Here is a 12,157-nt window from a genome sequence, read left to right on the forward strand (position 1 = left end):
TACATAATTTTAACAATTTCTCAACCCTAAAAGCTTAAAATATTCCACATATTTTCAAATTGTGTTTTTCGACATCTTATCGTATAATGTAGGTTGTCAAAAAAACGAAATCCATTTTAATAAGAAACTATCTGTTTCTTATCCATAAAAAGGAGATAGATATGAGTAACAATAATTTATATACTTTAGGAATTGATATCGGTTCCACTACTGTAAAAATTGCGATTTTGAACGAGCAAAACGAGGTGCTCTTCTCTGACTATGAGCGTCATTTTGCAAATATTCAAGAGACTCTTTCCGATTTGCTCGGACGTGCAATTTACAAACTGGGAGCCATCCACGTATCGCCGGTCATTACCGGTTCCGGTGGACTGACACTTGCAAAACACTTAGAGACACCATTTGTTCAGGAAGTCATTGCAGTATCTACTGCACTTCAAGACTATGCTCCACAGACAGACGTCGCAATCGAACTTGGTGGAGAAGATGCAAAAATCATCTATTTCGAAGGCGGTAATGTAGAGCAGCGCATGAACGGGATTTGTGCCGGAGGTACCGGTTCTTTCATTGACCAGATGGCTTCTCTGTTACAGACAGACGCAACCGGTCTGAATGAATATGCAAAGAACTACAAAGCTCTCTACTCTATTGCTGCACGTTGTGGTGTATTTGCCAAATCAGATATCCAGCCATTGATCAACGAAGGGGCTACGAAAGAAGATTTGTCCGCCTCTATTTTTCAGGCTGTTGTGAATCAGACGATCAGTGGACTCGCCTGCGGGAAGCCAATCCGCGGGCATGTCGCTTTTTTAGGGGGACCTCTTCACTTCCTTTCTGAATTGCGGGAGGCGTTTATCCGAACATTGAAATTAGATGATGAGCATATTATTGCTCCGACACATTCTCATCTGTTTGCTGCAATTGGTTCTGCACTGAACTCCAAGCGAAATCTGAGTGTTTCTCTTCAGGAGTTGCAGGAGCGCCTTGCCGGACATATCCACATGGACTTTGAGGTTGAACGACTCACCCCACTATTTTCGAGCAGAGCAGACTATGATGAGTTTCAAAGCAGACACACAAAACATCAAGTACCTGTTGCTGATCTCTCCTCTTATAAAGGAAAAGCATTCCTTGGAATTGATGCCGGTTCCACTACTACCAAGGCTGCTTTAGTCGGAGAAGACGGAACTTTACTCTACTCCTTCTATCACAGCAATGATGGAGATCCTCTTGGTACGACAATCACAGCAATCAAAGATATTTACCGTCAGCTTCCAAAAGGAGTCACGATTGCGCACTCCTGCTCTACCGGATATGGCGAAGCACTGATCAAGTCCGCTTTGCTTCTTGATGAAGGCGAAGTGGAAACGGTATCTCATTATTATGCCGCCTCTTTCTTCGAGCCGGATGTAGACTGTATCCTCGACATTGGCGGTCAGGATATGAAATGCATTAAAATTAAGAATCAGACCGTCGACAGCGTTCAGCTAAACGAAGCCTGCTCTTCCGGATGCGGTTCTTTCATTGAAACATTTGCAAAATCATTGAATTACAGCGTGGAGGACTTCGCTCATGAAGCATTGTTCGCCAACCATCCAATCGACCTCGGCACACGCTGTACCGTATTTATGAACTCAAAAGTAAAACAGGCGCAAAAGGAAGGGGCTTCCGTCGCTGATATTTCTGCCGGACTTGCATATTCTGTTATCAAAAACGCACTGTTTAAAGTTATCAAAGTATCCGATGCTTCTGAACTTGGGAAGCGGATCGTCGTGCAGGGCGGTACATTTTATAATGATGCTGTTCTTCGAAGTTTCGAGACAATCGCCGACTGCCAGGCAGTGCGACCGGATATTGCCGGAATCATGGGGGCATTTGGCGCAGCTCTCATTGCGCGCGAACGTTTCAGCGAATGCAAAGGAACTACGATGCTTTCCATTGAAGAGATTAAGCATCTAGAGTACAGTACCAGCATGGCAAAATGTAAAGGCTGTACGAATAACTGTCGTCTGACGATCAATAAATTCAGTGGCGGGCGCAAATTCATTACCGGTAACCGCTGTGAACGTGGTCTTGGAAAAGAAAAATCTGACAACGGTATGCCAAACCTGTTTGCGTACAAAATGCAGCGTTATTTCAATTATCAGCCGCTTGAGGAATCTGAAGCAGTCCGGGGAACTGTTGGCATTCCACGTGTGCTGAATATGTATGAGAACTATCCGTTTTGGTTTACATTTTTCAATACTTTGAAGTTCCGCGTAGTACTTTCTCCGGCTTCCAATCGAAAAATTTATGAACTTGGCATTGAATCAATCCCAAGTGAATCCGAGTGTTATCCGGCAAAACTTGCTCACGGACATGTAGAATGGCTCATTCAGCAGGGAATTCCTTTTATCTTCTACCCTTGTATTCCTTATGAACGACAGGAATTTGAAGATGCCAACAACCATTATAACTGTCCGATTGTTACTTCTTATGCCGAAAATATAAAAAATAACATGGATGAGATCACAAACGGAAAGGTTAATTTCAAGAATCCATTTATGTCGTTTAAAAGCGAAGACACCTTATCAACCCGCCTGATTGAGGAGCTTTCCAAAGAATTTTCAATTCCGGCTGATGAGATCCGACAGGCAGTTCACCTCGCTTGGACAGAGCTCGCCAAATGTCGCGAAGACATTCGCAAAAAAGGAGAAGAAACCATTGCATATTTGGATAAGACCGGTCAACGTGGTATCGTCCTTGCAGGGCGCCCATACCACATCGATCCGGAAGTACACCATGGAATTCCGGAACTGATCAATTCTTATGGAATTGCCGTACTGACAGAAGACTCTGTCTCTCATTTACATAAAGTAGAACGCCCGCTTATCGTAATGGATCAATGGATGTACCACTCACGATTGTATGCAGCCGCTAACTATGTAAAGACAAAAGATAATTTAGATCTGATTCAATTAAATTCTTTTGGTTGTGGTTTGGATGCAGTAACAACCGACGCAGTAGCAGATATTTTGACAAAGTCCGGCAAAATCTACACTTCACTGAAAATCGACGAGGTGAATAACTTAGGTGCCGCGCGAATCCGTATTCGTTCTCTTCTCTCTGCCATCCGCGTCAGAGAAGAAAAACATACTTCACGCGAGATCAAGCCATCCTCTATTGTGAAGGTTCCATTTACGAAAGAGATGCGAAAAAACTACACAATACTTTGCCCGCAGATGTCTCCGATTCACTTCGAGCTTGTAGAACCCGCATTCCGCTCTTGCGGCTACAATATTGAAGTGCTTGCAAATGATAATAAATCCGCGGTAAATGTGGGATTAAAATATGTAAACAACGATGCCTGCTACCCTTCCTTGATGGTAGTTGGTCAGATTATGGAGGCCATTCTTTCCGGAAAGTATGACACAGATAAGATTGCCGTGATCATTTCCCAGACAGGCGGAGGATGTCGTGCTTCCAACTACATCGGATTTATACGACGTGCATTGGAAAAGGCTGGTTATGCACATATTCCGGTTATCTCCATCAATTTAAGCGGACTGGAAGAAAACCCCGGCTTTAAGATTACGCTTCCACTCGTTTTAAAAGGGATGTATGCGGTTGTATTTGGAGATATTTTCATGAGAGCGCTCTATCGTGTCCGCCCATACGAGGCGGTTCCTGGCTCTGCAAATGCTCTCCATGAAAAATGGAAGAAAAAATGTATTGCATTCGTACAGAAAAAGCATCCTGGCAGACGTGAATTCAACAAAATGTGCAAGGAGATCATTGAGGACTTTGACAATCTTCCGATGTTAGATATCCAAAAGCCGCGTGTTGGAATCGTTGGTGAGATTCTTGTAAAATTCCTTCCTGCAGCAAACAACTATCTTGTAGAGCTGTTGGAACAAGAAGGTGCCGAAGCAGTCGTTCCTGATCTGCTGGATTTCTTCTTATACTGTTTCTACAATAGTAACTTCAAAGCAGAAAAACTGGGCATGAAAAAAGCAACTGCCTACAAGGCAAACTTGGGAATCAAAGCACTGGAATGGTTCCGCGCCCCTGCCGCAAAAGCATTTGCGCAAAGTAAGCACTTTGATCCGCCGGCGAAGATTACAGACCTTGCAGATATGGCAAAAGATATTGTTTCTCTCGGAAATCAGACCGGAGAAGGCTGGTTCTTAACCGGAGAGATGTTGGAACTCATTCATAACGGCACGACAAACATTGTCTGCACCCAGCCATTTGCCTGCCTTCCAAACCATGTTGTCGGAAAAGGCGTGATTAAAGAACTGAGACGGCGTTATCCGCTCGCAAACGTCGTTGCCATCGACTACGATCCTGGCGCAAGCGAAGTAAACCAGTTGAATCGTATCAAATTGATGCTGTCAACTGCAAATAAAAACTTAAGCAAAAACAACTAATAGGATTCCAAAGGAATTTCCTCTAATTCAAAAAAGACCTTGCCAAAGCTTCACGCTCCATGCAAGGTCTTTTATGTTCTCTATAATTATTTCACAAGAAGTGATGTTCCTGTCATTTCTTTTGGTTGTTCCATTCCCATTAATTCAATCAATGTCGGAGCAATATCTGCCAGACATCCGCCTTCTCTTAATTTGTATGCAGGATCTGCATTTACTAAGATAAACGGAACCGGATTTGTTGTATGAGCTGTAAATGGCTCTCCTGTCTCATAGTCCACCAATTGCTCTGCATTTCCGTGGTCTGCACAAATAAACATCTGTCCGTCTACTTCTTTGATTGCTTCAACAGCTCTTCCCACACATGAGTCCACTGCTTCAATTGCCTTAATTGCTGCATTTTCTACACCAGTGTGTCCTACCATATCCGGATTTGCAAAGTTGATAATGATCACATCATACTTCTCAGATTTGATTGCATCTACTAACTTGTCGCACACTTCAAATGCGCTCATCTCAGGCTGTAAGTCATATGTAGCAACCTTTGGAGATTTCACCAAGATACGGTCTTCTCCCTTATTTGGCTCTTCGACACCGCCGTTGAAGAAGAATGTAACATGTGCATATTTTTCTGTCTCAGCGATTCTTGCCTGTGTCATATCGTTTACTGCAAGGAACTCACCAAACGTATTTGTAATCTCCGTCTTATGGAAAGCAACTAATTTATTCTCAATTGTCACATCATACTCTGTAAAGCATACAAATGTTGTCTTAACTCTTTCTCCTCTGTCAAATCCTTCAAAGTTGTCATCACAGAACGTTCTTGTGATTTCTCTTGCTCTGTCCGGTCTGAAGTTGAAGAAGATGATAGAATCGTTCTCTTTAATTGTCGCAACAGGCGCTCCATCTTTTACAATCACTGTCGGTAACACAAATTCATCTGTTTTTTCTGCATCATAAGACGCCTGAACTGCGCATGGTCCACACTCTGCAGTCTCACCTTCACCTTTTACCATTGCATTGTATGCCAATTCTACACGATCCCATCTGTTATCTCTGTCCATCGCATAGTAACGTCCCATTACAGATGCAATCTCACCTACTCCGATTTCTTTCATCTTATCCGCTAATTCCTGTACATAGTCTTTTCCAGATGCCGGCGGTGTATCACGTCCATCCAGGAAACAGTGTACATAAACTTTTGAAAGCCCTTGTTTTTTTGCAAGTTCTAACAATCCATAGATGTGAGAGTTGTGGCTGTGTACTCCACCGTCTGAAACCAGTCCGAACATATGGAGCGCTGAATCGTGCTCTTTTGCGTTTTTGCATGCTTCTAACAATGCCTCGTTTTCAAAGAAATCTCCATCCTGAATTGCCTTTGTAATTTTTGTCAAATCCTGATATACGATGCGACCTGCTCCCATATTCAAATGGCCAACTTCTGAGTTTCCCATCTGACCTTCCGGAAGTCCCACTGCCATACCGCTGGCATTTCCTTTTACAAACGGATACTCTGCCATCAATTTATCCATTACAGGTGTCTTACCTTCAAATACCGCATTTGCCTCATGCTTATCATTCAGACCATATCCATCAAGAATCATTAAAACTGTTGGTTTCTTACTCATCTTTTCATTCTCCTTTATGTTAAACTTTTATCTTTTATCCTACCTGAATTATTTTACATGATTTTCCTTGTCGTTGCAAGTTTTTACCCATGAATTTCTCAGCTCAGATGCGTTCCTGTAAAAAATCAAATACATGTCCTTCTGGTGTATTTAAAAAATGCATGAGCATATATGCACACATAATTGCCACATTCTCTTCCTTTAAGATTCTTCGCACCTCCGCTTTATCTGCAAGTACAATCTCAATCACCTCATTCTCCTCCTGCCCTTCTTTGGAAGGAACTCCGCTCGCATATCCATACACAGTCCCACAAGATTCATCTGTCATGCCGATCGTCGTAAAATACGGCTTTGTATACATATCCGCCGCATCAATCGGTTGAAAATCAAGTCCGGTCTCCTCTTTTAGTTCCCTCATGCCAGCCATCTTAAAGTCTTCCCCTTCATCCACAAGTCCCGCTGGAAACTCATAGATATAATCATCCAAAGGACATCTATACTGACGAATTAAGACCAGTTTTTCTTTTTTCTCTTTTTCATCTCGATAGACACTATATATAATCACTCCATCTGCCTTGTTTTCTCTTGTCTTAATCTTCAACTCTTCTATCGTCTTTGCTCTGGATGCCACAAAATAGGTACTGTGCTTCCCTGTATCACTTTCCATATCTAGCTCGTACATGTTCAAAAACTTGTTTTGTGTTGTCTGCTTAATACTTTCTACTCTTCGCATGCTAAACACACTCTCCCCTAAAAATTTGTATCACACTGTTTTTCAGAAAACAGCAAAGAGTCACTGACTGTTCTAGCCAATGACCCCCTGTTAGTTACTAAATTTCAAATACTATTTGTAATTTACAATTTTTCCAAAATCTGGTTTTAATGATGCTCCACCAACAAGTCCACCGTCGATATCTGCCTGGGCAAATAACTCTGGAGCGCTTGCGGCTGAAACAGAACCACCGTACTGAATACGGATAGCTTCTGCTGTAGCTTCATCATAGATTTCTCCGATACATTTACGGATTGCTGCACAAACTTCCTGTGCCTGTTCTGTTGTAGCTACTTTTCCTGTTCCAATAGCCCAAATTGGTTCGTAAGCGATTACCGCAGTCTTAGCCTGATCTGCTGTCACATCTAAGAAAGCAATTTTAATCTGCTGACGAATGAAATCAATCGTAACACCCTGTTCTCTCTGTGTTAATGTCTCTCCACAGCAAACAATTGGTGTAATTCCGTGTTCAAAAGCTTTTTTTACTTTTTTATTGACAGTCTCATCTGTCTCTGCAAAATATTCACGTCTCTCAGAGTGTCCAATGATAACATATTTTACCCCAACATCTGTAAGCATATTTGGTGCGATCTCTCCTGTATATGCTCCACTTTCTTCGAAGTACATATTTTCAGCACCGATTTCGATGTTGCTTCCTTTTGCCGCCTCGATTGCTGGAATAATGCTGATTGCCGGTACACAAAATACTACGTCCGCATCTTCTGTAGCTACTAAAGGTTTTAATTCGTTGATCAACGCAACTGCCTCACTTGGAGTTTTGTTCATTTTCCAGTTTCCTGCAATAATTTTTCTTCTTGCCATTTTTATCGTCTCCCAATTACTATTTCATTTATTATTTGTAACTGTTCAATGTGGCGCCGTCGTACAAAAAAGTACGTCAAGCCGCATCTAACGCAGTCATTTTGTCATATATGCATGCTATTACTTATCGTTAGCAGCTGCTACCCCAGGTAACTCCTTACCTTCTAAGAATTCAAGAGAAGCTCCGCCACCTGTAGAGATGTGTGTCATCTTATCACCGTATCCTAATTGGTTAACTGCCGCTGCAGAATCTCCACCACCGATGATTGTCACTGCATCTGTCTCTGCTAATGCTTTTGCTACTGCCTCTGTACCTTTTGCAAAGTTTGGCATCTCGAAGCATCCCATTGGTCCATTCCATACAACTGTTTTTGCTGTTTTTACAGTTTCAGCATACAATTTTGCTGTCTCTGGTCCGATATCAAGACCTTCCCATCCATCCGGGATTTCTCCTCTGCTCACAACCTGAATATTTGCATCATTAGAGAAATCATCTGCAATAACATGGTCTACTGGAAGTAATAATTTTACACCTTTTTCTTCTGCTTTTTTCAACATGTTTAAAGCAAAATCACAGTAATCTTCTTCTAATAAAGAGATACCTACTTTTCCGCCCATAGCTTTGCTGAATGTGTAAGACATTCCACCGCCGATGATTAATGTGTCTACTTTGTCAAGTAAGTTTTCGATTACAGAAATCTTGCTTGATACTTTCGCTCCACCCAAAATTGCAACGAATGGTCTTTCCGGATTATTTACTGCATTTCCTAAGAAATCAATTTCTTTTTGCATCAGGTAACCAACAACCGCTGTATCTACATATTTCGTAACACCTACATTTGAGCAGTGTGCTCTGTGAGCTGTACCAAATGCATCATTTACAAATACATCACATAAAGAAGCTAACTCTTTGCTGAATTCTTCTCCATTTTTTGTTTCTTCTGCTCTGTAACGAGTATTTTCAAGAAGGATAACATCTCCGTCATTCATTGCTGCTACTGCAGCCTTCGAATTCTCACCAACAACAGTTGCATCTGCTGCAAATTTTACTTCTTGTCCCAATAACTCAGATAATCTCACTGCAACTGGCGCCAATGATAATTCTGGTTTTGGCTCTCCCTTTGGTTTTCCAAGATGTGAACAAAGAATAACCTTTCCACCGTCTGCAATTAATTTTTTAATTGTAGGAAGAGCAGCTACAAGACGGTTCTCATCTGTGATTTTTCCATCAATCAATGGCACATTAAAGTCACATCTTACAAGAACTCTTTTCCCTTTTACATTGATATCATCTACTGATTTTTTGTTAAGCATAGTATTGCCTCCTTAAAAATATGATTTTATCATTGAAATAACTATACATATATGTACCATTATTTCTAAAAAAAGAGCCCGGTCCCCAATAAGACCGGACCCCTTTTTTGGATCTTAAATAATTCTGAATAGAATAAGATTATGCTAATTCAGAGAAGTATTTGATTGTTCTTACCATCTGGCTTGTGTAAGAATTTTCATTGTCATACCAAGAAACAACCTGTACTTCTGTTGTACCATTGTCTAATGGAAGAGCCATTGTCTGTGTAGCATCGAATAAAGAACCATATCTCATACCAACGATATCGCTTGAAACGATTTCATCTTCGTTGTATCCGTAAGATTCGTTAGCTGCTGCTTTCATAGCTGCATTGATTTCATCAACTGTTACGTTTCCTTCAACAACTGCTGTTAAGATTGTTGTAGATCCTGTTGGTGTTGGAACACGCTGAGCAGATCCGATTAATTTTCCGTTTAATTCTGGAATAACTAAACCGATTGCTTTTGCTGCACCTGTGCTGTTAGGTACGATATTAACAGCTGCTGCACGAGATCTTCTTAAATCACCTTTTCTCTGTGGTCCATCAAGTGTCATCTGATCACCTGTGTAAGCATGAATTGTGCACATGATACCAGATTTGATTGTAGCTAATTTGTTCAATGCATCAGCCATTGGTGCTAAGCAGTTTGTTGTACAAGAAGCTGCTGAAATTACTGTATCTTCTGGTTTTAATGTGTCATGGTTTACATTGTAAACGATTGTTGGAAGGTCATTTCCTGCTGGAGCTGAGATAACAACTTTTCTTGCACCTGCTTTGATATGAGCTTCTGCTTTTGCTTTTGATGTATAGAATCCTGTACATTCTAATACAACGTCAACACCGATTTCTCCCCATGGAAGTTCTTCAGCGTTTGCTTTTGCATAAATTTTGATTTCTTTTCCATCTACTGTGATAGAATCTTCACCTGCTGTTACTTTATCAGCTAAAGCGTATTTTCCCTGAGATGAATCGTATTTTAATAAGTGAGCTAACATTTTTGGAGATGTTAAGTCGTTGATTGCAACTACTTCATATCCTTCTGCTCCGAACATTTGTCTGAATGCAAGACGTCCAATACGTCCAAATCCATTAATCGCTACTTTTACTGCCATGATTAATTCCTCCTAAAGTTTAATTAATTATTAATTACTGTTTCACAGCGTCTATAGTGATATTCTTTACTATGTTAAAGAATCATCAACCTATTTAAGATTGTACTAAAGATAGTACAAAAATTCAAGTCTATTTTTGAATTTTATGGAAGATGCTTAAAAACTGGCTTTCTTTCTTTAAATTCTGTATAATATTTGAATCCACATTCTCTCAGGATCGGAGCCACCTTTTCAAAATCATATGCAATATGTTCAGGCTTATGTCCATCTGCCCCGATTGTGATGATCTCTCCTCCAAGCTCACAGTATCTTTTTAAAATGTCAGGATGCGGATGACAAAAGCCCAATCCATATTTAAACCCTGCTGTATTGAGTTCAATCCCTTTTCCATGTGCGATCAAATATTTTAAAATTTCGTCAATTTCATCCGAAAATTTTGTATAAGAATAATATTTTTCTTTTTCTTTTCCGTATCGGACAATATAGTCAATGTGTCCCAGTACATCAAAATCTTTAATTGCCCGAATGTCCGTCAGTGTCTCCAAAAATGCCTGACGGTAAGCTTCTGCATCTGTCTTATCTTCAAAAAACTCTCCGTAATACGGATCCATCCGATTCACAACGTGTACAGATCCAATCACAAAGTCAAACGGATACGACGAAACATACTCTTTATATGCATTCCCCAAATGCGGTTGAAGTCCAATCTCCACACCAATTCGAATATCAATCTTGTCCTGATACATTTCCCGTAGTTTTTTCATTTTCCGAAAATAGGTATCAGTATCAAATAAGAAGAGAGTTTCTTCTCCCGGAAAGTCAAAATCCTGATGATCCGTAAAACAGATTGTCTTAAGTCCCATTCTTATTGCCTCTTCAACCATTTTTTCCGGCATCGTCTCCGAATCAGACGAAAACGATGTGTGCATATGAAAATCTGCTTTTATCATATTCTATTCTCCTATAATCGTACCCCCGCCAAGAACATAATCTCCATCGTAAAAAACAACAGCCTGCCCCGGTGTCACAGCCCTTTGCTGTTCTTCAAATGTACAACGTACCTCATCCTCTCCAATACGTTCCACTTCGCACCAAGCACCTTTGTGATTATAGCGTATTTTGGCAAATACACGGATTTTCTCTCCCTCTTTCAGATCTTCAATGGACATAAAATTCAATTGATTTGCCCGCAATGTATACGTAAGTGATTCCTCATTGCTGCCAATCACAACTTCATTCGTCTCCGGGCGGATCTCCAAGACAAAAACAGGATGTCCAAGCGACAGACCAAGTCCCTTCCTCTGTCCAACTGTGTAATGGGTAATTCCTTTATGTCTTCCGACAACAGTTCCATCCGACAACACAAAATTTCCTTCCGGAATCTTTTTCTCAATTGTCTCCTCGATAAATTCCGCATAATTTCCGTCGGGCACAAAACAAATATCCTGACTGTCTGGTTTGTTCGCCACTCGAAGCCCAATTTTTTCTGCAATTTCCCGTACTTCCTCTTTCGCATAAGCGCCGACCGGCATCAGTGTTCTCTTCAACTGCTCCTGTGTCAGATTGTAAAGCGCATATGTCTGATCCTTTGCAAGTGTGGCTGAACGTCTCAGGCTATATCTTCCATTGGGAAGTTTTTCAATTCTGGCGTAATGACCTGTTGCAATATAATCTGCTCCGATATCCATACTTCTTTTCAGGAGCGACTCCCACTTCACATAGCGGTTACATGCAATACATGGATTTGGTGTCCTTCCATTTAAATATTCATCAACAAAATAGTCAATTACATTTTCTTTGAACTCCTTCTTAAAATTCATAACATAATAAGGAATCCCCAGATCACTCGCAACTCTTCTGGCATCATCTACCGCTGTCAAGCCACAGCATCCTCCATTTTCTTCCTGTATGGCTCTGTCTTCATCCTGCCAAATCTGCATCGTCACACCAATCACATCATATCCTTCTTCTTTTAAAAGATACGCCGCAACCGATGAGTCTACACCGCCCGACATCCCGACAACTACTTTCTTCTTTTCCATTTGGCTCCCTCTGTTCTACC

General features: G+C 41.0%; 8 protein-coding genes. 1 reads left to right on the forward strand and 7 read right to left on the reverse strand.

Annotation, left to right across the window (positions count from 1 at the left end; translation table 11 throughout):
- Positions 1–161 precede the first annotated feature (161 nt).
- On the forward strand, positions 162–4,409 hold the full coding sequence (locus tag BQ5364_RS10510) for a 2-hydroxyacyl-CoA dehydratase (protein ID WP_071144265.1): 4,248 nt from the start codon (positions 162–164) through the stop codon (positions 4,407–4,409).
- 86 nt (positions 4,410–4,495) lie between these two features.
- Here the strand turns inward: BQ5364_RS10510 and gpmI are convergent, their stop codons facing one another.
- From gpmI to mnmA, 7 genes are all read right to left on the reverse strand, one after another.
- Positions 4,496–6,034, reverse strand: coding sequence for a 2,3-bisphosphoglycerate-independent phosphoglycerate mutase (gene gpmI, locus BQ5364_RS10515; protein ID WP_071144266.1), 1,539 nt, complete (start codon positions 6,032–6,034; stop codon positions 4,496–4,498).
- A gap of 103 nt (positions 6,035–6,137) precedes the next feature.
- Positions 6,138–6,767, reverse strand: a complete 630-nt coding sequence (locus tag BQ5364_RS10520; protein ID WP_022250926.1) for an NUDIX hydrolase — start codon at positions 6,765–6,767, stop codon at positions 6,138–6,140.
- A gap of 111 nt (positions 6,768–6,878) precedes the next feature.
- Entirely contained in the window at positions 6,879–7,628 is a 750-nt protein-coding gene (gene tpiA, locus BQ5364_RS10525; protein ID WP_022250925.1) for a triose-phosphate isomerase, read from the reverse strand.
- Positions 7,629–7,748: 120 nt separating this feature from the next.
- Positions 7,749–8,942, reverse strand: a complete 1,194-nt coding sequence (locus tag BQ5364_RS10530) for a phosphoglycerate kinase (protein WP_071144267.1) — start codon at positions 8,940–8,942, stop codon at positions 7,749–7,751.
- Positions 8,943–9,081: 139 nt separating this feature from the next.
- On the reverse strand, positions 9,082–10,095 hold the full coding sequence (gap, locus tag BQ5364_RS10535) for a type I glyceraldehyde-3-phosphate dehydrogenase (RefSeq protein WP_004613873.1): 1,014 nt from the start codon (positions 10,093–10,095) through the stop codon (positions 9,082–9,084).
- 143 nt (positions 10,096–10,238) lie between these two features.
- Positions 10,239–11,045, reverse strand: coding sequence for a histidinol-phosphatase HisJ family protein (locus BQ5364_RS10540; protein ID WP_071144268.1), 807 nt, complete (start codon positions 11,043–11,045; stop codon positions 10,239–10,241).
- Positions 11,046–11,048: 3 nt separating this feature from the next.
- Positions 11,049–12,137: a tRNA 2-thiouridine(34) synthase MnmA gene (mnmA, locus tag BQ5364_RS10545; protein WP_004613875.1), complete on the reverse strand. Its 1,089-nt coding sequence runs from the start codon at positions 12,135–12,137 to the stop codon at positions 11,049–11,051.
- Positions 12,138–12,157 lie beyond the last annotated feature (20 nt).

The sequence above is a fragment of the Coprococcus phoceensis genome, from assembly GCF_900104635.1.
GTDB lineage: Bacteria > Bacillota > Clostridia > Lachnospirales > Lachnospiraceae > Faecalimonas > Faecalimonas phoceensis.